The following is a 25,542-nucleotide window of genomic DNA, read 5'->3' on the forward strand; positions in this document are numbered from 1 at the left end:
AAATTCCCCTTCTTAGTGTTCGCTTAATGTTTTTTTGACAAGGTATGGTTAAATATTAGTCACAATGTCTTTAACTAATTTCGGGCCGTGATAAATGAAGCCGGTATAGATCTGAACAAGCTTAGCACCAGCCAACATTTTTTCGCGAGCAGAGACTGCAGAATCAATCCCGCCTACCCCGATAATAGGAAGAGCACCATTAAGCGCTTGAGCAAGACTGCGAATAACTTCAGTACTTCGATTCTGAAGTGGACGGCCACTCAACCCACCAGCTTCATCACAATGAGGCATACCTTGTATCAAGGCACGATCAAGCGTGGTGTTAGTCGCGATGACACCATCAATCTCGTTGCGGATCAAGGCGTCGGCTATTTGCACAATCTCATGATCTTCAAGATCAGGCGCGATCTTTAACGCCAGCGGAACATACTTATCATATTTCTTGGCTAACTCTTTTTGTTTCCGCTTTAATTGGCCAAGAAGATCATCGAGTGCTTCACCGTATTGAAGTGATCGCAGATCCGGCGTATTCGGCGAGGAAATATTAACCGCAATATAACCGGCGTGTTCATAAACTTTATCCATGCAGATTAAGTAATCTTCTGCGCCCTTTTCAATCGGTGTATCTTTATTCTTCCCGATGTTAATACCAATGACACCGTCATATTTGGCTTTCTTCACATTCTCAACTAGGTTATCAACACCTAAATTATTAAAGCCAAATCGGTTGATAATCCCTTCGGCGGGAATAACACGGAAAAGACGAGGCTTGTCATTTCCGGGTTGAGGACGAGGCGTGACTGTTCCAACTTCAACAAAACCAAAACCCATCGCGCCGAATGCATCAATACATTCACCGTTTTTGTCCAGGCCTGCTGCCAGTCCTACCGGATTTTTGAATGTGATACCCATAACTTCAACAGGATGATCGGGAACGTGTTGACGATAGAAAAGATCAAGTGGAGTGCCGGTAAAGCGAGAAAAGTTCTGAATAGCAAGATCATGTGCTTTTTCTGCGTCTAGCTGGAAAATAGCGGATCGTGCGAGGCGGTAAATCATTGTACCTCCTTAAAAAAGCCCCGTGTAAACGGGGTGACATTATTCACAGGTTTACCTTTTAACGCAAACGATTTCGGCAATAATGCTTATTCGATAACAAAAAGGCCATTCTATCCGAAGACATAATGGCCTATTAAACACAAAATTACTGATTACATCTCATGATAACAGTATAGCTACGTGCTACACATTCGAACGGCAATTCAAGTTAAGTAGCATCAATTCACGCAACGCGACTGAGAATTTCGCAAACTCATGAGTTTTACCCACTTTGAACTCGGCTAACACGCTATTCCAACGATGAATCACGCCTCGATTCATATCAAGCCAGCTATCAATACTCTGTTCCGCTTCTTGCATATCTTGCGAACTGGTAATTACTGCAGATGTCAGCTGACGTTGTTGCCAATCCAGATCTTCGCGGAAAGATGCACGTGCTAAAGCCTGCCAATGGTTTTCTACTGGTTGGTTGTGTATCTGCTTTAAGAACCAGTGCAATGACAGTTTCGCACCTACGACAAAATAGACTCTGGAGATATAATCAACCTCTTTACCCAACTCATTCGCAATCTGCGCAATATCCATTGCTGAAAATAAGCTGCTTAGGCGGGCAATACTATGAGCCAGGCTTTCTGGCGCTCCCTGTTCAATCATCAACGCGGCTTGCTCGTTATGCTCTTCCACCTCTTCCGTTACAAGGTAACATTCCAGGTTGTCACCCAGTGTTTTCACCACCGGTCGATAAAAGTCAATTTGCTGTTCAATTCCCATTGCGCGATTACGATTACGCAAAATCCAACGAGTCGCACGACGTAGCATACGACGGCAGCGATATATCATCTCGTATTGTACTTCTGCCGGGCTCACATTATCGAGCTCGCGGATCTGGTCAAAGATTCTTTCAAAATTAAAAACTTGACGGCCGACGGTATAAGCTGCAGATATTTCGACTATGGTTGCCCCGGTCTCATCCTGCAGACGGGTAACAAAATTACAACCCATTTCATTCGACATCTGGTTAGCCAGCGCAGTCGCAATCAACTCTTGTCTCAGCGGGTGCTGATCCATTTGCAGACGGTATTTTTCCTGTAACTCTTTCGGGAAATAAGCTGGCAGCAAGCGGCTGTGGTAAGGGTCGTTAGCGATCTCATCGCTGACTAAATCCTCTTTAAGGACCATCTTACCGTATGCCACTAGCACCGCGAGTTCCGGACGGGTTAACCCCATCCCCGATTTTTCTCGCTTTGCCAGCGTATCATCATCGGGTAGGTATTCAAGCACACGATCAAGTTTTCCTGCACGCTCAAGCTGATGAATAAAGCGAATTTGCTCTTTCAGTAACTGTACCTGTTGCTGTTGAGTCACTGAAATAGATTCACTCTGACAGTAAGCATTATCAAGAACAATCTTGCCGACTTCACCTTCCATACGTGCCAGCAGCTCATTACGCTGTTTGTAGGTCAAGTCACCCGCTGCCACCAGGCTATTGAGCAATATCTTAATGTTCACTTCGTTATCAGAACAGTCAACACCACCGACATTATCAATAAAATCGGTGTTAACCCTGCCACCTTTTTTGGCAAACTCAACACGACCAAGCTGGGTCATACCCAAGTTACCACCTTCACCGACAATTTTGGCACGTAGCTCGCCGCCATTGATACGAAGCCCATCGTTAGCGCGGTCACCAACATCGGTATGGGTTTCACTTTGTGCTTTCACATACGTACCGATACCACCATTCCAAAGCAAATCAACTTCCATTTGTAAGATCAGGCGGATCAGTTCGTTCGGTGTCAGGCTCTGCTTACGCGTGCCCAGCAATTTCTGGATTTGTGGTGTCAGTTTGATCGACTTACTGCGGCGGGAGAAGATACCGCCCCCTTCCGAGATCAGGCTTTGATCATAATCCTCCCAGCTGGATCGTGGCAGGTTAAACAGACGATCACGTTCTTTCCAGCTCGATGCGGCATCTGGATTTGGATCCAGGAAGATGCTCATGTGATTAAACGCCGCAACCAGTCGGGTATGTTTCGACAATAACATACCATTACCAAATACATCACCGGCCATGTCGCCGATACCCGCACAGGTAAAGTCTGTCGTCTGGCAGTCTATACCCAGCTCACGGAAATGACGCTTAACTGATTCCCAACCACCTTTCGCGGTGATCCCCATCTTCTTATGGTCGTAACCGTTTGAGCCACCAGAGGCAAATGCATCACCTAACCAGAAATTGTAATCATTCGATACTGAGTTCGCCAAATCTGAAAATGTTGCGGTTCCTTTATCGGCAGCCACAACCAGGTACGGATCATCTTCATCATGGCGCACGACATTCGCTGGTGGCACAAGAACACCATCACAAATGTTATCGGTCACATCCAGCAAGGCACAGATAAAACGTTTGTAGCAGCGTTGCCCTTCAGCCCAAATTTCTTCTCGTGCTGTCATTTGTGGCTGGCGTTTGCATACGAACCCCCCCTTTGCTCCCACGGGAACAATGACGGTATTCTTAACTTGCTGTGCTTTAACCAACCCCAGAATTTCAGTCCGAAAATCTTCCTGACGATCAGACCAGCGTAAGCCACCACGGGCCACTTTACCGCCTCGCAAGTGAACACCTTCAATATCGGGTGCATACACAAAGATCTCGAAAAATGGTACTGGTGCGGGAATCTCAGGAATTTCAGACGGGCGCAGTTTCAGTGACAACCACGGCTTAGCACTGCCTTGATCATCAACCTGATAATAGTTAGTCCGCTGGGTGGCCATGATCATATCCATGTAGCGGCGGATGATCCTGTCATCATCAAGACTTTCTACTTGATCCAGTTTTTTATTCAGTTTTTTGATGAGATCTTGTTCGGCTTTCTCTGAATGATGTTTTTTTGGATCGAAACGGAAGGTAAAAAGTTTAACCAAATCGCGTGCTAGATCGCTGTGGCTAGACAAGGTTTCTTCAATGTACTGCTGACTAAACGGGAAGCCGACCTGGCGCATATAGCGCGCGTAGCTTCGCACAACGGTAATCTCACGCCCGGTTAAACCCGCACAAAGAACTAGGCGGTTGAAACCGTCACTTTCGAGGCTGCCATGCCAAATAGCAGAAAATGCTTCTTGGAAACGATCCCGTGCCTCACTGAGATCTATCCCCGTACAGGCATTGTGAAACATCGAAAAATCAAGGATCCAGAAAACGGTGCCATTCGCGGTAACCACTTGATACGGAGACTCACCAATCACTCGCAATCCTAAGTTTTCCAGCATTGGCATCACGTCTGATAAGTGAATCGGCTCATTGCGATGGAACAGCTTTAGCTTCACAAAACGTGAATCATTTGCTTCTTCCTGAGGACGGTAGAAAAGCATGCCTAATTTATTGTCTTCACTCAGGCTTTCAAGTTGCTCAATATCTGCGACGGCAGATCCGGGCAGCATCTCTTCTTTGTATGACCGCGGGAATGCGCGAGAATAGTTCTTCGCTAATGGAATTCCATTACTTTCACCAAAGTTCGCCACTAATGAATTGCTTAAACGATCTTCCCAAGATGCTGCCGCTTCAACCAAGTTATGTTCGATAGCCTTCACATCAACATCAAAATTATTATTTTCAACCCGCACGATATAATGAGTTCTCGCTAGTGAATCTTCGGGAAAGAAAGTCGTAAATTCAACAGACTGTTCAGAACCGAAGTAGTCTTTAAGAATGGCCTGCGTTTTAGTTCGTAATTCAGTGTTATAGCGCTCTTTTTTTACGTATACCATACAAGAGAAGAACCGGCCAAAGGGATCACGTCGGACAAAAAGGCGTAATAAGTCACGATCCTGCATTTGTATAACACCGCAGCCAACATCCAGCATTTCTTTTTCGTTTGCCTGAATTAACTCATCACGAGGATAAGTTTCAAGCAGGTTGTTCAACGCTTTCCAAGAATAAGAGCCTGCTGAATAACCGCTCGCATCCAGAATCCGAGACACTCGGTTTCGAATCAATGGGATATCCTTCGCAGTCTGATGATAAGCGGTCGACGCGTAAAGACCGATAAAACGATGCTCGCCAATCACATTCCCTTTTATGTCAAATCGCTTAATACCGACGTAATCAACATAAGCAGGACGATGGATTTTCGACTTGGTGTTGCTCTTGGTTAAAATCAGAAGCTCATGCTTACGCGCTTCGAAACGGGCTGATTCGGGAATTTCTGACAATAACAGACTATGAGCTTTACCTGGCTTACTAAGAAGGCCTAAACCATGTTCATCTGTTGGCCGTAGTTCAAAATCACCTTCAATTGGAATTAAGTCATATTGGTGATAGCCCATAAAAGTGAAATTATGGCGATTGAGCCAGTCAATGAATTCGATGGCTTCTTCACGATGCTCATCATCAACAGGCAAATCTGTGGTTTTTAGTTCATCCGCAATTTCCTGCATTTTTGTCTTCATGGCCTGCCAGTCAGTGACCACCAAATCTACATCATGAAGCACGTTTTCCAGTTCTTCTTTTAGTGCCTGCATTTCTGCTTTGTCAGTAAGACGGTCTACTTCGATATGGAACAGTGTCTGATAATCCCCTTCGCTACCACACGCTTCGATAATGTCCCCTTGTTTATTTCGTTTAAAGAAGTAAGGGCCGTTAAACATAAGGTGGCTGGTAATATCCATGCGATTGAGTGTCATACGAACAGAATCGACCAGGAAAGGACGGTCCGGCATGACAATCTCAACAACCGTGTGGGTGGATTGCCAACCGTAGCGGCTAAGTGTCGGGTTATAAACTCGTATTGAAATTTGATCAGGTTTGTTTTGCATTAAATGGTGCCACAAACTCAATACGGCACCATATAAATCAGATTCATTTCGTTGAAGCAAATCGTCTTCAGCTAATTGCCCTAACAGTCGTTGAGCGAAAATTTCGACTAATGACTGCTGTGGAACTTCAATCTTATCCTGGATTAAGCCATACACTTTCTCAAGCAGTACCGGCACTATCTGATCGGGTGCGGTCATAGCGAATGCTCCATCATTATTATGTTTTATAAATCGAGTATAGGGGGGTTGAACGCTTTAGCGTGATAGCTATTGTAGGGGGTTTTGTTGCGAAGTGGTTACAACAATTGCACTATTAAGATAAGAATAAATCGAATATGTGACTAAGGTAAAGATTTTGAATGGTTGTTCTATCTGGCAATAATATGAATGATGGTTATCAAGTAATCAACGTCGTAACGTTGTGCTCACCTGCTCCTAGAGCGATATATTTACCGTATCACTCTCTGTCATCCACCCTTTATTATGCAACTCTTTCGATGATTTCGATTTTATTCTGATGGTTTACGACAACCCGAAAATATCCTTTTACCCCCAACTGACTCAAAAAGGGACGAAAGCGCGAGGCGGGAAGCTGTAGCTTCAGACCATGATCGGTCACCACTATTACGGTACTGGCTGCTCCTGAATAGTGATTAAGAAAAGATTGATAGGTGATGTTGAGTGAGAATGTGTAGGTTGTCATAGGAGTACGATAGTTTAGAGTGGCGAGTAGCTAGATCAAAGAACGCATTTCTCGATACGCTTTACTAGAAACTCGAAACTAAATAGAGCCTCTAAATTAGAGGCTCTATCAATAATTGTGTAGATATTACTGATCTAGTGCTTTCTGCACTTTCTCGAACAGATCTTTTGCCAGATTATCCAGCTTCGCAAGTTTTTCCAGCTCTGTACGCATCAATGCCTGACGCTGCACGTCATATTGGCGATACTTCAGAAATGGTTCAATCAAACGAGAAGCAACTTGTGGATTACTGCTGTTCAGCTCTGTCAGAATTTCCGACAAGAACTGGTAGCCACTACCGTCTTTAGCATGGAAACGAACAGGGTTATTCGCGCAAAAACTTGCGACCAGGCTGCGAGTACGGTTAGGGTTTTTCAAATCAAACGCTGGATGCGTCATGGTTTGACGAACTTTCTCAAGTGAGTTTTCAACCGGATTTTTACCTTGCAGGATAAACCACTTATCCATCACCAGACCATCATGCGTCCATTTATCACTAAAATCAGCCATTTGTGATTCGCGACATACCAGTTGAGCATCATTCGCCGCTGACATCGCCGCCATTGTATCGGTCATGTTATCAGAGTGGTTGTATTGCTCTGTCACTAACTGATTGCCTGCTTCAGTGTAAGCCAGATAACCTAAACAACAGTTACGCAATGCGCGTTTAGCCATCGCTTCATGAGAGGTATTGTATTCAGCTTGCGCTAATGAATGGTAGATAGCGGTAAACTCATCTTCCATTTCAGTCGCTAAGATCTTCTCGATCTGACCGACTACAATGTTAATCGCATCAACATCAACTGTTTTGTACCAGCCAGCTATCTCGTTCTCACTTGGCAATGTCAGCATCTCTGCAATAAATGCAGGATCCAGTTTCTCATCCAGTAATGCACCGCGGAAAGCATCTACGACAGAAGCTGGAAAATCAATAGATCCGCCCTTCTGAACACGTTCAACATTATTACGGATATATTTAGCCAGTAATATCTGACCAGCATCCCAACGGGCAAATTCATTACGTGCATGCACCATCAGGAAGACCAGCTCTTCATCTGAATAATTATATTCAAGAATGACCGGGGCAGAGAATTCACGTAGCAATGAGATCACGGGCTTTTCATGAACGTTCGTAAATTCAAAAATCTGCTCGCTGGCTGTGACATCCAGCAAGTTTTTTACCGGCTCTCCGTTACACTGTAACCCGATCGGATTACCCAGGCTATCATACAGCTCGATATCAAGCGGAATATGCAGCGGAAGTTTCTCTTCCTGCCCTGCTGTCGGTTCAGTTTGCTGCTGAACTGTGACACGGTAACACTTTTGTTCTACATCAAAGTCTGTCGTCACTTTAACAACTGGGGTACCAGATTGACTGTACCAACGACGGAACAGCGTTAAATCAATACCTGATGCGTCTTCCATCGCTTGTACGAAATCATCACAGGTTGCGGCAGTTCCATCGTGACGCTCAAAGTACAATTTCATACCCGCCTGAAATTTATCTTCGCCAAGCAAGGTATGCATCATCCGAATCACTTCACTACCCTTTTCATACACGGTCAGAGTATAGAAGTTATTCATCTCAATCACTTTTTCCGGACGGATTGGATGGGACATTGGACCACGATCTTCAGCAAACTGCGGACCTCGAACAATACGAACATTGTTGATGCGGTTAACAGCACGGGAACCCAGATCAGATGAGAATTCTTGATCGCGGAATACTGTTAGACCTTCTTTCAGGCTTAACTGGAACCAGTCACGACACGTTACTCGGTTACCCGTCCAGTTATGGAAATATTCGTGGCCGATGACCGCTTCGATTCCTTGGTAGTCAGTATCCGTCGCAGTCTTTGAGTTCGCCAGCACGAACTTAGAGTTGAATACATTAAGACCTTTGTTTTCCATCGCCCCCATATTGAAAAAATCGACGGCAACGATCATATAAATATCAAGGTCATATTCCAGGCCAAAACGGTCTTCATCCCACTTCATCGAATTAATCAACGATGTCATGGCATAATCAGCGCGATCAAGATTTCCCTTATCAACAAAGATCTCAAGTTCAACGTTACGACCGCTCATGGTAGTGTATTTATCACGAAGTACATCGAAGTCACCGGCAACAAGAGCAAACAGGTAGCTCGGTTTCGGGAAAGGGTCTTGCCATTGCACCCAATGGCGACCATTGTCCAGATCACCAGAATCAATGCGGTTACCATTGCTCAGTAGGTAAGGAAATTGCGCTTTGTCGGCAATGACTTTAGTTGTAAAGCGAGCCAGTACATCCGGGCGATCTAGATAGAAAGTAATACGGCGGAAGCCTTCGGCTTCACACTGGGTACAGAACCCACCACCCGACTTATATAATCCTTCCAGAAGCGTATTTGCTTCAGGATTGATTTTCGTTTCAATGGTCAACTCAAATTCAGCAGGTAGTCCACGCAAAGTCAGTGATGCTTCAGCTTCGTCATAATCTGACCATGCCTTGCCATTCACTTCAATACGTTCCAGATTCAGACCATCGCCATCCAGCACAAGATCTTCATCAGTCTCGGCCAGTCGTTTAACCTGACTGACGGCAACAACATGAGTTTCAGTATCATGAAGATCAAATTCAAGTGCGATATCAGTAATAGTGTAATCAGGAGCGCGATAGTTGGCTCTGTATTTGGCTGTTGGTTGTGTGACTGTAGATTGCTCTGCTGTAGACTGTTCTGCCATTGTTTCTGTTCCTTTGTTATCCGCCAGAGCAAGGTATTGCCCATCATAAACGGCTGACACGATACTTGTATTATTCTGGCTTTTTAGCCATCAAACAAGAATTTATATCATATTGTGAACAATCTTGTTGTTTTCAAGGTTAGGATTTAGTGAATAGCCCATATTTTTTTGCTGATTTGAATGATTTAAGCCAAATCAGGATGAAAATAATGTAAACTTTCTGGATTGCGAAAAACAACAGCACTAGATATGAATAACACAGGACACATTGGGGTTATCGACTCCCTGCTTGATACCGATGCGTATAAGCTGCATATGCAGCAAGCGATTTTCCATCAATACCCAAATATAGAGGCGGTTGCGGAGTTTCATTGCCGAAGCCAAGAAGACCTCCGTCCTTACTGCAAAGAAATCCAAGCGCAAATTGCACAAGTTTCAGCATTAGCCTTCTCTGACGAAGAGCTGGAATATTTATCAACGCTTTCTTTCTTCCAACCTGACTATCTCAACTACTTGAAAACATTCTCGCTAAACAGTGCGCAGGTAGAAGTTGACGACTCAGGTGACCAATTAGCAATTAAAATCACAGGGAAATGGATTGATATTATACTCTGGGAAGTGCCTCTGCTTGCCATCATCTGTGAAATACGCGCAACTCAACGCTATCCGCAAGCAACTGCAGATGATGCTATTGGTCAGTTAAAAACAAAAATTGAACGTTTTTACCAAAATGCTCAAGCTTCTCATAACGAGGAAGCAGTAGACTTAAGTCAATTTTCATTAGTCGATTTTGGTACTCGTCGTCGTTTTTCAAAAGACGTACATCACCAGGTTGTCGACTATTTAGTCGCTAATATGCCTGAATTTAAAGGCACTTCTAACTACCATTTAGCCCGTACTCGCGGTCTGACACCATTTGGCACCCAGGCGCATGAATGGTTCCAGGCGCACCAGCAATTAGCCGGTGAACTGGCAGATTCACAACAACTGGCGCTGAATCGCTGGCTTCAGGAATACCCAGATTCGTTAGGTATTGCCCTCACCGACTGTATCAATATGGATGCTTTTCTGCGTGATTTCGACCTCCGCTTGTCAAAACGTTTTGTTGGTCTGCGTCATGATAGTGCTGATCCAATATCTTGGGGCGAGAAAGCAATCCAGCATTATGAATCGCTCGGAATTGATCCAAAAACTAAAACGCTGATTTTCTCAGATAGTTTAACCTTGGACAAAGCGCTGAATATTTACAAGCACTTTGTACATCGTATCAATGTCAGTTTTGGCGTTGGTACTCAGTTAACCTGTGATTTACCCGGCATCGACACATTGAATATCGTATTAAAACTAACGGAATGTGAAGGCCGACCAGTGGCAAAAATTTCGGATGAGCCGGGTAAAAGTATATGTCGCGATGAAGCTTATTTGCATCAGCTTTGTCAGGCATTCAAAATTGCGCATCATCGTTCAACATGTATGTAATTACTATTAAAAAGGCTTATTCTTGATAAGCCTTTTTACTAAGCTAACTTAATTATCACGTATCTATTATTCTCTTTGAAAAGTTGCTTTCATACCAAACTGTTTATTGGTTAATGTCAGGGTATCTGTACCCAAAAGGAATTGACTTTCTTGTTGACCATCTTCATATATCAAAACAATCTGATCACCTTCGAGATAATAAATACCACGGTGCTCTTTTTTCTTTCCATCGGAATTAGAAACTTCAGCTGAAAATAAAAAGTCAGGGCGTAGTGAAATGGATAACTGCTCTATCCCCTCACCGACATCATTTCCTGAAATATTAGAAGAACGCCATTCGCCAGGCAAATTATCAGGTGCTAGTTTAGTAAACCTTGCTCCATCCAAAATAAACTGGTTGTAACTCAGCATATAACTATGTTGCTGTTCATCTTGCCCTTTTGCCAAGAAGTTGATATTAGTTTCATCAATGTCGTACTTACCATCCCACTCATCAACAGTGCCATCAACTCGCAGTAAACGAATTACAAAATTATAAGATGACTTAAATTTTATATTCATGGCGCGATAGTTCGCCCCCTCACTTTCGACACCTTCTTCTGCCGTACTGAACCAATACCAGTCACCGAGAAGTAAAGGGTAATCAAACTCAGTAAGATCATCTGCAAACAAAGGGCAACTAAAGGTGCTTAAGTAAAGTGTAATCGCAACCAATAGAGACTTATACATAGCACTGCTCCCGAGACAACACACAAGGTCCTATATAAACCCTAGTCTGCAATGCTTTCTTTTGCATTAAAAGATGACTTCAATCACAGATTGAAATGCCATTGTCTTAAGAGTAATACCAATCAACATAACTATCTGATTGATATATTGCTAATTCTATTTAATCTCTACCCACCTAGCGCGATTTCAAATAGCTTGAATTCCAATAAGGATAAGTAAGGTGAACACAACAAAAAAATGGCATCCTGAAAAGATGCCGTTTCTGATTGATATGTCGATTCAAAGAATTAACTTTGCGCTCTGACTAAATCCGCTGTAATTGCTACCGCTTCATTAAGGTAAGCATCTGGTGATTCATAATCTTTTGGCACATCATCTAGAGAAGCAAAAGACTTCTTACCTAACGCTTTTTGACGTTTGTTCAAACGAGTCAAGCGTTCACGATCTTCTTTCTCTTGCTCAGCAATACGCTGCTTCTCACTCAGTGATATCTGGTTAATATCTTTTTCAACTTTATACTTTTCAATATCATCAAGAATAAAGCGGAATTCCATATCATTGTTGATACGTTTATCATGCTTCTCTATCAGAGGAGGCAGAACTGCTGAATAGTTATACACTTTCTGGTAACTAGCAGGTTTAATGCTATCCCATGGTAATGCATTATCTTCAACGCTCTCTCCCGTTTCAGCAGGATCAATTGCAGTCGGGAAGGCAATATCAGGCACGACACCTAAATTCTGAGTACTACCGCCATTGATACGATAGAACTTTTGAATGGTATATTGCACGTGACCTAAAGGTTGATCAAACAGATCGTAAATATGATTCAGTGAACGGTGCTGCTGAACAGTGCCTTTACCAAAAGACTGCTCGCCTAGCACGACAGCACGACCATAATCCTGCATCGCTGCGGCAAAAATTTCAGATGCCGATGCACTGTATCGATTGATAAGCACGGTTAATGGGCTATCAAAATAGACGCGGTCATCGGAATCGCCATTGACTTTGACACGACCATAACTATCACGAACCTGAACTACGGGTCCACTATTAATGAACAAACCGGTTAATGCAGTCGCTTCCGTTAACGCACCACCACCATTGTTACGTAAATCAATAACAATGCCGTCGACCTGATCTTCATTAAGTTTGGCAATCTCTTTTTTCGTATCTTCAGACAGCCCTACATAGAAACTAGGTACTTCAATAACACCTATTTTCTTACCTTGGGCCCTCTTCACAGACGATTTCGCTGCCCTATCTTCAAGACGGATCTTGTCGCGAACAATAGTTACATCGTAACTTTTCTTGTTCGTACCTTCAGGCAGGATCTGAAGCTTAACTTTACTGCCTTTAGGACCCTTGATCAATTGAACAACGTCATCAAGACGCCAGCCAACAACATCAACAACCTCTTCACCATCTTGTGCAACACCGACAATTCTGTCGCCAGCGGTCAATTTCTTAGACGCCGATGCGGGTCCACCTGCAACCAAAGAACGAATCACAGTATATTCATCAACGACTTGAAGCACTGCACCAATTCCTTCCAGAGACAAATTCATCTCGGCCTGGAACTGTTCAGCATTTCGTGGTGACAGATAGCTCGTATGCGGATCAACCTCACGGGAAAATGCATTCATGTAGATTTGAAATACGTCTTCACTGTGAGTCTGAGTTAAGCGCTTTAACGCGTTGTTATAGCGTCTAGCCAATGTTTCTTTAATTTCACTCCACTCTTTACCCGTCAACTTCAGGTTTAGCGCATCATACTTAACACGCTGGCGCCAGATCTCATTTAATTCATTACGATCTTTTGCCCAGGCAAGTTCAGAGCGGTCAATAATAAAATCATCCGGCTGACCGAAGGTAATTTCGTTATCAAGCAAGCTTAACGCGTACTGATAGCGGTCAAATCGACGTTGTAGCAGTTTATTAAAAATATCAAAGGCGCCAGAGGTATCTCCCCTTTTAAGTTGATCATCCAGCTGGGTTTGCCATTTTTCAAATTGCTTAATATCGGCTGCGGTTAGGAAGCTCTTATTAAAGTCCAACATTTCGATATAGCGATCAAAAATGTCAGCAGAGAATTGATCATCAAGAGAGAATTGCTTGTAATGCGACCGTGTATACCGCGAAGCTATCCTTTTGCTTGCTGTTGCATGCTGCTTTTCGGGCGCAAGCTGCGGCAAGTCACTTAATGAATATTTAGCCTCTAGGGCTTGCGCTGAGGCTGCCAGCATCATGCCGGCAGCGATCAGTGAGAAACGGAATCGACAGTTCATGCGTCGAGCATTCTCCTTTACGAACGCAGGTGCTCCATTTTTACAACCATGGTTAAACCGTTGGTCAAACGAACACGCACATCGTCCTTATTAATTTCAACGATAGTAGCCGGCATGTTCCCGTTACCCATGTTGACACGAACGTCGTTGCCAACTTTCACTTCATCAGCAGTAAGAGCACGGGTGATTTCAGCAGGCTTTTTATTTAGCTTAGACGTATTTGGTTTAGTCTTCTTAGGTTTAAGCGATTTTGTACTATTTTTATCCGCTTTTGCTTCACCTTCTTTATTCGCTGCAGCTTTAGCCACTGCCTGCTCTTTACGACGAGCGCGAACTTTGGCTTTACTTTCTTCCAGTGCTTTTTGTGCGTGGTCAACGTGTTCTTGCTCTAACACACCACATTCATTGCCATCTAGGTCAACACGGCTTACACCGGCTTTTACACCATGAAGGTAACGCCAGGAAGATGTATATTGACGTAAAGCTGTACGTAATTGTGTTTTACTGATTTTAGGATCTTCATTCAAACGCGCTGCGAGATCTTGGAAGATACCAATCTTAAGTGGCTTCGCTTCACCTTCAATAGTAAAACATTTTGGGAAACGCTCAGCAATGTATGCAATAACTTCTTTACTGTTCGTTAACTTTTCAGAGTTTTCCATGGAGTTTCCTGACATCAAACGAGGTAACCTCGCTGTTTGTACTGTGATCAAAAAGAAATAGTGTCGCTATTATAGTTACCTAACGCTGAAAAACCACCGAAAGCATACAATTAGAGTCTTTTTTGTAGTTCTTCAACAAAAGAAACTAAACCATCTTCATCATTTTGGTCAAATCTTGATACAGTTGGGCTATCAATATCCAATACGCCAAACAGTTCGCCTTTCACCGTGACTGGAATAACGATTTCAGAATTACTTACCGCATCACAGGCTATATGACCTTCAAACTGATGTACATCCCTGACACGCAGCACTCTGTTTTCGGCTATCGCGCTACCACAAACGCCGCGCCCTACAGGTATACGCACGCAGGCCGGTTTCCCCTGGAACGGGCCGAGTACTAACTGCCCATCTTTTAATAAATAGAAGCCTGCCCAGTTAATATCTTCTAACTCCATGTAGAGTAACGCACTAATATTAGAGATATTAGCAATAACATCCGGCTCTCCATCGATCAGAGCAATAGCCTGTTGAGTCAGTCTTTTATAAAAAGCGTTTTTATTTTCCATGGCTTACTCTCTATATTTGTTGCCGTTTATTGCCATTAAACTAATAAATCCAACTGGTAATAGGAATCATTATCACCGTGAAAGGTATTTCAAATCAGATAATTAACTGGCCTTGGCTTTTAAAGCAAGCAAAACGTCATCAGCCAAGATTAGTTATCGCTAATATTATTGCTCTCATCGCTGCATTGATCAGCGTACCTATTCCATTACTTATGCCTCTGATGGTCGATGAGGTATTACTTAGCAAACCTGCAGATGGTGTTAAGTTTCTGCGTTTATTACTGCCGGAATCGCTTCATCAACCCGCCAGCTATATCCTGTTAGTTCTCTTGCTCGTTGTATTGATGCGAATTTCCAGTCAAGCTCTGAATATACTGCAAAGTCGTCAGTTTACGCTGGTAGCAAAAGACATTACTTATAACCTGCGAAAGCATCTGATCGATAAACTCGGCCGCATCAGTATGCGTCAGTATGAAGAACGTGGCAGTGGTGGTGTTACGTCGCACCTCATTACAGACGTCGAAACAATCGATAAATTCATTGGCGATACGCTAAGTCGTTTTTTGATTGGCTTACTCACCGTCATCGGTACAGCAGCCATTTTGCTTTGGCTTAACTGGCAACTTGGTTTGTTCATTCTTTTGATGAACCCACTCGTTGTTTATGCATCACGCATGATGGGAAACCGGGTTAAAAACCTTAAAAAGAAAGAAAATCAGGCTTTTGAAAAGTTCCAGCAACGCTTAGTCGAAACATTAGATGGTTTGTACCAGCTTCGGGCAGCTAATCGAGAGCGTGAATTTCTTACCCGGCTTAAATCCAATGCCAGTGATATTCGCCACAACGCCGATCAATACGCATGGCAATCAGAAGCAGCCGGACGTCTTTCATTTCTTCTTTTTCTCTTAGGCTTTGAACTGTTCCGTGCTGCTGCAATGCTGATGGTTCTTTTTAGCGATCTGACTATCGGGCAAATGTTCGCTGTTTTTGGCTATCTGTGGTTTATGCTAGGCCCGGTACAAGAATTACTGGGTATTCAGTTCGCATGGTACAGTGCCAAAGCAGCAATGCAACGCTTGAATGGCCTGATGACGCTTGAGGAAGAAGTGCGCCCTGTACCAACAGAGAACCCGTTCCGACAAGGCGAAGCGCTGAGTATTGACGTCAGAAAACTCCATTTCGCCTACGACGAAGATAAAGAAGTATTAAGAGGGCTGAATTTAACCATTCCGGCGGGTAAACGTGTCGCTTTGGTCGGTTCGTCTGGTGGCGGAAAATCAACCCTTATCCAGCTATTACTGGGTATCTATCAAAAAGATCACGGTGACATATATATCAATGGTCATCCGATTGAAAAGGTAGGTTATGAAACCTTACGCGACAAAATGGCCGTTGTGTTGCAACACCCCGTATTGTTTAATGATACTTTGAGGCACAACCTGACGTTGGGTGCTGACTTTAGTGATGAGCAACTTTGGCGAGCCCTTGAGATTGCGCAGCTTTCCGACGTTACACAACGCCTGACCCACGGCTTAGAGACCGAAATTGGACGCCAGGGCATCCGCTTGTCTGGTGGACAGCGTCAACGATTGGCCATCGCAAGGATGATCCTGACTAACCCGGAATTTGTCATTCTCGACGAAGCGACTTCTGCATTAGATACCGCGACTGAAGCTGCGTTACATAGGGCTTTAAACCAGTTTTTATCTGACAAAACGACCTTAATAGTTGCCCACCGTTTATCTGCGGTTAAGCAAGCTGATCTAATATACGTGCTCGAAGATGGCCAGGTTAGCCAGACAGGTACACATTCCCAGCTGGTCAACGAAAAAGGCCTTTATCAAACATTATATGGTTCCGTACAATCGCCTGAGCCTTCATTAACTGCGCCTGAATAGCAACTAGCGGTAGCCAGAATGACCACAAAATAATATAGTGTTCATTTATAATGACTTATAACGATTAATAACCAGAATAGTGATGATTTTTGTGCGCAATAAGGGATTGAACTAACATGTCTACAGCTCGACGTTGCCCCGGCTGTGACCTACCTATTATGCCTCAAGTCGCTCCGCGCGGGCTGAGTGCGTATTGCCCCCGTTGTAAGACACGTCTCTATCGCGGTGGTGAATGCCGTTTCAACAGTGAACTGGCGATTGCTTTCGCCTGTTTAATCCTTTTCATTCCGGCACACCTCTTCCCGCTTATTACTATTCGCCTGTTTGGCGTGATGATCCCGGCTACCCTCCCGTCGGGTACCCTGACTTTAGCATCGGATTTTCCAGCGGTAGCCGCTCTCATTCTTTTCTGCAGCTCGATCGCTCCTTTACTGGTGAGCTTGTCAGTTTTTAGTGCTCAACTGGGGTTAAAGTTAAAGCATTTTCGCTTATTCAAATCCTCGTTATGGATCATCAAACACTTAAAGAATTGGGCAATGTTCGATGTTTTCCTGGTCAGTTTGGCGATTGCATGTTTCAAAGTGCAAGAAATTGCAGATATTTATGTTGGACCGGGGCTGTATTGCCTGGTGATCCTGCAAGTTCTCATGTCGTTGCTGATCACCCGCGTAAGCCTCAATCGTTACTGGGAAGCCTGGCAGCCAGAAACCGACCATAAAGCCAATGAACTTGAAGCGCACTGCCATTCATGCCATTTAACTCAAGCCAACGCTACGCACTGTAAACGTTGCGGTAATTTGCTGCACATTCGCCTGCCTCATTCAATACAGAAAACCTGGGCCTACCTGATTGCGGCAGCCGTGTTTATTTTTCCTGCCAACCTTTTTCCTATTTCAATATTCTTCAATAACGGTAAACGGGTTGAAGACACCATTTTTTCAGGCGTCGCATCACTGATCAGAGATGATATGGCTGGTATTGCCATCATCATCTTCGTAGCCAGCATCGTTGTACCTGTGGCAAAAGTACTCGGCCTTGCGTACATCCTACTGAGCATCCAATTTAAACGCCGCGTTTATCACCTTTATCGTATGAAAATTTTTCGCATCATACAGTGGATCGGAAAATGGTCTGTCATGGACCTATTTGTCATCTCATTAATGGTAGCTCTGATCGATCGCGGACAAATTTTAGATTTTACACCTGGCCCCGGTGCCATCGCTTTCGCCGTTGTGGTGGTGTTAACGATGCTGGCAGCTGAAAGCTTAGATTCTCGTCTGATATGGGACAACTATGAACAACGGACAAAATAACCAACAACCAGAACCGGTAGATATTCGTCGTGACCGAGGGCTTTCACCACTGTGGTTACTGCCCCTGCTCGCCCTCGTCCTGGCCGGCTGGCTTATTTTTCAAGCGGTGAACGAGGCCGGAGAACGCATCCAAATCCACTTTAACGATGCCGCTGGTTTAATTGCGGGCAGAACAACGATCCGTTATCAGGGGCTGGAAGTCGGAATTGTACGTGACGTGAATCTGTCGGAAGATCTTCAAAGCATTTATGTTGAAGCAGATATCTACCCTGAGGCAGTACAAACGCTGAAAGATGGCAGTCGCTTCTGGTTGGTCAAACCTAAAGCTTCAATTACCGGTATTTCAGGTCTTGATGCATTGGTTTCCGGTAACTATATCGCCCTGCAGCCCGGCGAAGGCGAGTTTAGAACTAAATTTACTGCATTAGATACTCAGCCCTCTGACACCACGCTGGGTGATGGCCTGACCGTTCAGCTTCGTGCCCCCGATCTGGGCTCAATCAGTATAGGCTCACAGGTGTTCTATAAAAAGATCCCTGTCGGCGAAGTCTATAACTATACCCTCAGTAATGACAAAAAAAGTGTGCTTATCGATGTGTTGATTCAGCCTCAATATACTGATCTGGTAACTAACAAGAGCCGTTTCTGGAATGTCAGTGGTATGAGTGCCAACATTGGCTTTAATGGTGTGGATGTTCAATTTGAAAGCCTTTCGGCGATGATTTCCGGCGCTATCGCTTTCGATTCTCCCGATGAAGGTTTGCCGATTGAACCTAATCACTTATTCCGCTTATATCCTGATTTGAATACCGCGGGTCGAGGTATTGCTATTACCATCGAGTTACCCGACGATAATAACATCAGTACCAGCGGTGCCCCTATCATTTACCGTGGCCTGCAAATCGGCCAGATTTCTGATTTACGTTTAGATAAAGAACGCAATAAAGTTATTGCTCATGCTGCGATTGAACCGAGTATGAGTGATTTACTGACGGCAGGTTCGAGCATGCTACTTGAAGAAGCAGCAGTCTCGTTAAATGGTCTGAAGAACATCAGCAACTTAATCCGCGGCAATTTCCTCACCCTGATCCCGGGAGAAGGCGAACAATCTCGGAAATTCAAAGCGATTACGCAAGAGAGTCTACAAGAGAAACAGCCCGGTATCGCCACATTCTCACTGTTCGCGGAAAACAGCTTTGGCATTAAACGCGGCGCAAAACTTAAACATCGCGGCCTAGATGTGGGCCGAGTTAAAAAAGTCTTGTTTGACGGTGAGAGGGTTCGTTTTGATGTTATCGTGCAGCCGGAATACACTGCACTAGTTCGGTCAAATAGCCGCTTCTATATTGATGGTGGGATTGAAGCGAATATCAGCGCACAAGGCGTTGATGTATCACTGCCACCAGCCGACCAACTGATCAGTAATGGCATCAGCTTTACCTCCTCAGGTAAACAGCAAATCCAGACAACTTATCCTTTGTACAAAAATAAGCGCCTCGCTCAGCTTGCGGCTGATAACCTGAAAGGCTTTGCTAACTTCACCCTCTTTGCAGATGAACTACCTCCTGTCTCAGAAGGCAGCCCCCTTCTTTATCGTAACTTACCGGTTGGTGAAGTGGCCGGTTATGCCCTTACACGTGACGGCGTCACCATTTCGATTAAGGTAGAGAATAAATACCGCCACTTGATCTCGAAAAACACCGTCTTCTGGAATCGTTCCGGGGTTGAAGTTGAAGCCAGTTTAACTGGAGTAAAAGTCAAGGCTGCCCCGATCAGCACATTGATGAAAGGCGGTATTGCATTTGACGATCTGCCAGGCGTAGCCAACAAAGCAGGTGCACGTTATAAATTATACCCTAACCTCAGTGAGGCCCAGAACTTCGGTTTATTAATAACCCTGACAGCGAGCGATGCCCGTGCGCTATCAGAAAATACCGACATCCGTTATCAGGGGATAAACATCGGCAGTGTGGTGGCGATTGAACCTGATTTCAATACTGGCAATGTCAACATCAAAGCCCGATTGTTCCCCAAGTATGCTGACGTGGTGGCTAAATCGGGTAGTTACTTCTGGGCGGTGAAACCAAAGCTAAGCTTAACCGGCTCGAAGAATTTAGATTCATTACTCAGTACTTACATTGCCGTTGCACCAGGTGACGGTCATTATTCCCAAACCTTTAAATTGGGTTCAGCCGAATTGGTTAAGTCTGGTTTGACGTTTATCTTAGAAAGCGAAGACCGCAATTCAATCAGTGAAGGAACGCCTCTGCTTTACCGTGATATTCAGGTTGGCCAGGTCGTTAAAGTCTCACTGGGTGAGCTTGCTGATCGCGTGGTGATTGAAGCTCAGATTGAGCAGGAATATAGCCACCTGGTCCGTACTGATACTGTGTTCTGGAATGCATCAGGACTTGATGTAACAATTGGATTAACCGGTGCCAACATTCAGACCGGTACGGTTGATAGTATGCTGCGAGGCGGGATTGCCTTTGCAACACCTGAAAAACAGCCACTGTCGCCGCGGGCAAAAGCTAACCGCCACTTCTTGCTTTATAAAGATGCTAAACCAGAATGGAAAACCTGGCGTACCGCGATACCCAGTAACTAAATCAACTGGTCCGGTATAGCACTGAAAAGGAGCACATTGTGGCTCCTTTTTATTGATCGATTAATAATAAATATTGGTATAGACTCTCGCTCTACTGCTAGTTAAACGAGATACTCCCTTGCACCCTAACATCTATATTCCTGACGCGTTTATTGAACAGATCCGCAAAATCATGCCTGATCACCTGAGCATGGATGACTTCATTGCGTCTTGCAAAACCCCTTTGCGTCGTAGTATTCGTGTCAATACGTTGAAAATCAGTGTAACCGATTTTCTTGAACGTGTGGCCGACAAAAACTGGACCTTAACGCCTGTACCCTGGTGTGAAACTGGTTTTTGGATTGAGCGTGAAGATGAGGAATCAGTATCTCTTGGCAATACCGCGGAACATATGGCCGGGCTTTTTTATATCCAGGAAGCCAGCTCAATGATGCCGGTTACCGCCTTATTAAAAGACAATGATGCACTCGATTGTGTATTAGACATGGCATCTGCACCGGGATCTAAGACCACTCAAATTGCCTGTGCTATGCAAAACCGCGGGGCGCTGGTCGCCAATGAATTAGCCGCAAGTCGCATTAAAGTGCTGCATTCAAACCTTCTGCGTTGCGGTGTTTACAATGTTGCCCTGACCCACTTTGACGGTTGTGTGTTCGGCGGCTGGGCACCAGAGTCATTTGATTCCATCTTGTTAGACGCACCTTGTTCCGGTGAGGGGGCCATTCGTAAAGATGACGATGCAATGGCTAACTGGAGTCTGGAATCAGTTGAAGACATCGCCGCGGTTCAACGCAAACTCATTGAAAGCGCATTCCAGGCATTAAAACCAGGTGGCGTTATGGTCTATTCAACGTGCACCCTGAACTTGAGTGAAAACCAAAACATTTGTCATTTCTTGAAAGACCGTTTTGGTGACTCCGTTGAATTTGAGCCATTAAACGATCTGTTTGACGGCGCAGATCAGGCTTGTACCGCGGAAGGCTTTTTGCACGTTTACCCGCAAATTTTCGACAGCGAAGGTTTCTTTGTTGCACGGATCCGAAAGCATGCTTCAGTCGAATCACCACAAGTGAAAAAGCGCTTAGGTAAATTCCCGTTTAATCCAGCATCAGACCAAGATACACAGATCATTGCTAAAGAGCTTGAGACCACTCTGGATATCACTTTGCCATCTGAGAGTGAAATATGGCTACGTGATAAAGAAGTATGGTTGTTCCCTTCTCAGCTTCGTCCGTTGCTCACTGAGATCAGATTCCAGCGCATGGGCATCAAATTGGCAGAACAGCACAAAAAAGGCTATCGCTGGCAACACGAAGCCATCATGGCGTTAGCAAAGGGGGATGAAAAGGTCTCTCTTGCCCTTACAGCAGAACAAGCTAAAGAGTGGTTTATGGGACGAGATATTCGCCCGGAACAGACACCAGGCAAGGGAGAGATCATTGTAACTTATCGCGATTACCCTATTGGTATCGGGAAATGGGTCAGCAATCGAATCAAAAATGGCCTGCCGCGAGAACTGGTAAGAGATACCAATTTATTTGATATCTAAGTCTTAATACTTCTTATTAGTAATACTGGCAAATTATGCTGTTTGAACTAACATTGATAGTGTAATTGATCTCCATTTACTAACCAGTTAGCGCAAGGCTCTCACGAGCCATTCCCCTAAGCCCGAAACAGGAGTCGTTTCGGGCTATTTTTTACCCTGCTCCAGCCATACACTCACAATGCATATTATTCAACCAATTGATTTGTAAAAACTAAACCATACCAAACCTTCATTCGATTTTATCGAACAAGTCACACAGTTTTTTCCGCTATCTTCATAGCATCAAGCTTCTTATAGTTACTCCCACAGCAAATGCCCCCCAATACCGATTAAGGAACACATTATGTCTAATGTACTGGTACTAAAATCAAGCATTCTAGGTGACTACTCTCAATCAAATGGCCTAATTGACCACTTAATTGCCTCATGGGGAGATAAAGTCAGCTCTGTTGTTGAACGTGATTTAGCGGCAAATCCAATCCCTGTCTTAGATGGTGAAATTGCCGGTGCACTTCGTGGTGGCGATAACCTTAACCAACGTCAGCAAGAAGCAGTCGCTATTTCTGATCAATTGATTGAAGAGCTAAAGAACAGCGATACCGTTGTGATTGCAGCACCTATGTACAATTTCTCTGTTCCGACTCAGCTAAAAAACTGGTTTGATATTATTGCGCGTGCAGGAGTAACCTTCAGATATACTGAAAATGGCCCTGTAGGCTTAATTGAAGGTAAAAAAGTGATTGTCGTTACCACGCGTGGTGGCATGCACAAAAACGGTCCAACCGATCTGATGGTGCCATATCTGAAGACTATTCTAGGTTTCGTCGGGATGACTGATGTTGACGTGATCTATGGTGAAGCCCTGAGTATGGGAGATGAGATGGCGGCCAAAGGCATTTCTGAAGCTAAATCAGCCATTGAGCAACTAACCGTTTAGTATCCCAGACAAAAAATGGACATTCCTGCTGGTACCTTGACTCATTAATTATGATTGATTGAGCTGATTATTTCTTATCAATTGGATTTAAAGTAGCGATTATCGGGGATCCACAGTCCACTGAAACTTCCGTGCATGATGGATCCCTGATAACCGCCAGGTGAGTCTTGAGAAAGCCTGCAAGTTCAGTGTTTGGCGGTTTCTGGGATGACGGACTTCGACTATTTCCATCTATCATAATTAATGAGTCAAGGTACGAGTCTCTAAAATAGTCTGTTAAGCGCTGAATAAATTGAGCCGTTAAAAATCAAACTGCAGATAAACCGTATTATAGTTACTGCCTCCTTTGATACGGCCAAACTGAGATGCACTCTCAAAAATGGCAGAACGATGATGCAAGCTGTAGCCAAGCCATACCCCATCCATTGATTTTTGCTTTAACAAATCACCTACGTTAACATCAAATGAAAAATCCAGATAATTCAGCAAATTACTTGGCTCGTATTCTTTTCGATCCATCTCAATCTGTTCAATATAGGTAATATTATTGATATACGATAAACCTTCCGCCACCCCAAATCGCCACTCAACGGGCCAGTTAAACGTATAGTACGCTTTAACCGCAACAACATATTCCTGAGAAGAACTCTGAACCTCAGAATGCCAATGCCATACAAAGCCAGGGGTTAAATAAATATCTAACGGCAGACCGAACAGCTCATCCGTTAAAGGGTGACCATAAAAAACGGATGTAAGCTTGTTATCAAATTCATCTTTAACTCGATTGCCAGAGAAAATTTCGCCAATATTTGACGGCGTCGCCCAACCATGTGCCAATCGCCAGTAAGATTTCTGTCTTAACGATGACTTCTTCGGTTTGCTGTCATCCCGGAAGAATCCAAATCCGGCATAGAGCTCGCCTTGCCAGTCAGTATCAACCGTCGCGGAATGACGAACATTGCTATCAAAGCGTGTGGCATACGCACCACCAAGCAGGTAGAGATTCGAAGCTACATGATATCGAGCATTAGCCCCAAGCCTTAGGGATATTCCGCTATCAATCGTTTCTCGGTTCAAGCCATAATAGTAGCTGTTGTAATCCGATTCTTTCCAAATCAATGATGCTTTCGGATGAACTAGCCAGTTGCCATTCTTGTATCGCCCCCCCACCGTCGCAACGGAGTGGAACCTCATATCAGGGTCGAACATGAAGTCCAGCTCGCTATACAGGCTATCATCAAGCTGGAACTTTAGCTGAAGGCCACCATCTCCGCTGTCGCCACCGATCTGATTTTGATATGAAGAAGGAATATCAATAAAATGCAGGCGTAATAATGCATTAACTTCCCAGTCATCCTGACGGTAAAGATTTAAACCGCCTTCGGTTCCGTTAATGAAAAAACGCTCCCCTCTGTAAAATATCATCGGGACAAAGGTCGTTACGGTATTGTCTTCAAGGTCAGAATCTACGGCATAAGGAATTTCCGCATGCCGGATCACAGCCGCAATTCCCCAGTCTTGCTCTTCTGCTCTCTGCTGTCGCAACTCTTCAACAGAAATGAAACCACTTTTTATTTCATGGCTTTCTGAAAGCAGTTGTTCAGCAAGCCCCTCACTTGGGTTCGCCAGCGTCAGTGAAGGTAATAACAAAACAAAACAGGACAAGATTTTCAACAAAAGACGACCTCCTCAATATGAGCAAATTCCGCTAAATAGTAACAATAGCTGCAATTATTTATAGTTCGTGGCAGTAAAAAAGAAAAAAAAAAAGCCCGAACGCTATCGGGCTTTGTTTCTGTGGTTATCAATTAATCATAATCTAATAATTGAATACCTGAAAAAAGGGTTGATGACTACTTAGCAGCGATCTCGGCTTTCTTCAGTTCTTTTACGTTCTTGCTCACTTCACGACGCTCTTTCGACAGCTCAGCGCTGATGATGATGTGATCATCTACACGATCTTCGTAATCACCCTTCATATTTTCTACGATCTCGAGAATCGCTTCCTGAGTCATTTCAGGTCGAATGTAATCTAGAAGGTTTTCAAGCAGCTCAACACGCTTACGGTTGTCACGGATCTTACGATCGTTATCCAAAATTTCACGCTTCAGCTTATTCTTACGGCGCGTCTGTCGTACTAGATCTAAGATATTGCTCATATTTTATC

Annotated in this window: 16 protein-coding genes; 6 read left to right on the forward strand and 10 right to left on the reverse strand. The window is 44.1% G+C overall.

The annotated features are described in order from the left end of the window. Window positions 1-48: 48 nt before the first annotated feature. The 4 genes from pyrD to pepN all read right to left on the reverse strand — a co-directional run bounded on the left by pyrD (window position 49) and on the right by pepN (window position 9,343). Window positions 49-1,059: a quinone-dependent dihydroorotate dehydrogenase gene (gene pyrD, locus C9I89_RS07220; RefSeq protein WP_107282670.1), complete on the reverse strand. Its 1,011-nt coding sequence runs from the start codon at window positions 1,057-1,059 to the stop codon at window positions 49-51. A gap of 183 nt (window positions 1,060-1,242) precedes the next feature. Beyond that, window positions 1,243-6,072: an NAD-glutamate dehydrogenase gene (locus C9I89_RS07225; RefSeq protein ID WP_107282671.1), complete on the reverse strand. Its 4,830-nt coding sequence runs from the start codon at window positions 6,070-6,072 to the stop codon at window positions 1,243-1,245. A 283-nt stretch (window positions 6,073-6,355) separates the two neighbouring features. After that, on the reverse strand, window positions 6,356-6,577 hold the full coding sequence (locus C9I89_RS07230) for a DUF2835 domain-containing protein (RefSeq protein ID WP_107282672.1): 222 nt from the start codon (window positions 6,575-6,577) through the stop codon (window positions 6,356-6,358). A gap of 126 nt (window positions 6,578-6,703) precedes the next feature. After that, the gene (pepN, locus tag C9I89_RS07235) at window positions 6,704-9,343 is read right to left on the reverse strand and encodes an aminopeptidase N (RefSeq protein WP_107282673.1); all 2,640 of its coding nucleotides are present in this window, start codon (window positions 9,341-9,343) and stop codon (window positions 6,704-6,706) included. 249 nt (window positions 9,344-9,592) lie between these two features. Between pepN and pncB the strand changes: the two genes are divergently transcribed. Further along, on the forward strand, window positions 9,593-10,822 hold the full coding sequence (pncB, locus tag C9I89_RS07240) for a nicotinate phosphoribosyltransferase (protein WP_107282674.1): 1,230 nt from the start codon (window positions 9,593-9,595) through the stop codon (window positions 10,820-10,822). Window positions 10,823-10,888: 66 nt separating this feature from the next. Here the strand turns inward: pncB and C9I89_RS07245 are convergent, their stop codons facing one another. The 4 genes from C9I89_RS07245 to C9I89_RS07260 all read right to left on the reverse strand — a co-directional run bounded on the left by C9I89_RS07245 (window position 10,889) and on the right by C9I89_RS07260 (window position 15,070). Continuing rightward, a complete protein-coding gene (locus C9I89_RS07245) occupies window positions 10,889-11,551 on the reverse strand; it encodes a lipocalin family protein (RefSeq protein ID WP_107282675.1) in 663 nt (220 codons plus the stop codon). A gap of 287 nt (window positions 11,552-11,838) precedes the next feature. After that, window positions 11,839-13,839 carry a carboxy terminal-processing peptidase gene (gene prc / locus C9I89_RS07250; RefSeq protein ID WP_107282676.1) on the reverse strand — a complete coding sequence of 667 codons (2,001 nt, stop codon included), beginning with the start codon at window positions 13,837-13,839 and terminating at the stop codon, window positions 11,839-11,841. Window positions 13,840-13,856: 17 nt separating this feature from the next. After that, entirely contained in the window at window positions 13,857-14,501 is a 645-nt protein-coding gene (proQ, locus tag C9I89_RS07255) for an RNA chaperone ProQ (RefSeq protein WP_107282677.1), read from the reverse strand. 110 nt (window positions 14,502-14,611) lie between these two features. Further along, on the reverse strand, window positions 14,612-15,070 hold the full coding sequence (locus C9I89_RS07260; protein WP_107282678.1) for a GAF domain-containing protein: 459 nt from the start codon (window positions 15,068-15,070) through the stop codon (window positions 14,612-14,614). 77 nt (window positions 15,071-15,147) lie between these two features. Here C9I89_RS07260 and C9I89_RS07265 point away from each other — a divergent pair, with 77 nt between their 5' ends. The 5 genes from C9I89_RS07265 to C9I89_RS07285 all read left to right on the forward strand — a co-directional run bounded on the left by C9I89_RS07265 (window position 15,148) and on the right by C9I89_RS07285 (window position 23,375). After that, a complete protein-coding gene (locus C9I89_RS07265) occupies window positions 15,148-16,968 on the forward strand; it encodes an ABC transporter ATP-binding protein (RefSeq protein WP_245905425.1) in 1,821 nt (606 codons plus the stop codon). Window positions 16,969-17,084: 116 nt separating this feature from the next. Beyond that, on the forward strand, window positions 17,085-18,281 hold the full coding sequence (locus C9I89_RS07270; protein WP_107282679.1) for a paraquat-inducible protein A: 1,197 nt from the start codon (window positions 17,085-17,087) through the stop codon (window positions 18,279-18,281). Then, window positions 18,262-20,889 carry a PqiB family protein gene (locus C9I89_RS07275; protein WP_107282680.1) on the forward strand — a complete coding sequence of 876 codons (2,628 nt, stop codon included), beginning with the start codon at window positions 18,262-18,264 and terminating at the stop codon, window positions 20,887-20,889. The genes C9I89_RS07270 and C9I89_RS07275 overlap by 20 nt, the downstream gene beginning before the upstream one ends. 118 nt (window positions 20,890-21,007) lie before the next feature. Continuing rightward, window positions 21,008-22,438, forward strand: coding sequence for a 16S rRNA (cytosine(1407)-C(5))-methyltransferase RsmF (rsmF, locus tag C9I89_RS07280; protein WP_107282681.1), 1,431 nt, complete (start codon window positions 21,008-21,010; stop codon window positions 22,436-22,438). 343 nt (window positions 22,439-22,781) lie between these two features. Next, window positions 22,782-23,375, forward strand: coding sequence for an FMN-dependent NADH-azoreductase (locus C9I89_RS07285; RefSeq protein WP_107282682.1), 594 nt, complete (start codon window positions 22,782-22,784; stop codon window positions 23,373-23,375). Between the two features lie 300 nt (window positions 23,376-23,675). On the opposite strand, the gene C9I89_RS07290 is transcribed toward C9I89_RS07285, so the two are convergent. Both C9I89_RS07290 and C9I89_RS07295 read right to left on the reverse strand, forming a co-directional pair. Beyond that, window positions 23,676-24,950, reverse strand: a complete 1,275-nt coding sequence (locus C9I89_RS07290) for a MipA/OmpV family protein (RefSeq protein ID WP_245905431.1) — start codon at window positions 24,948-24,950, stop codon at window positions 23,676-23,678. Between the two features lie 278 nt (window positions 24,951-25,228). Beyond that, window positions 25,229-25,534: a DUF496 family protein gene (locus C9I89_RS07295; RefSeq protein ID WP_107282683.1), complete on the reverse strand. Its 306-nt coding sequence runs from the start codon at window positions 25,532-25,534 to the stop codon at window positions 25,229-25,231. Window positions 25,535-25,542: the final 8 nt, after the last annotated feature.

This window comes from Photobacterium lipolyticum, assembly GCF_003026475.1.
Classification (GTDB): Bacteria; Pseudomonadota; Gammaproteobacteria; order Enterobacterales; family Vibrionaceae; genus Photobacterium; species Photobacterium lipolyticum.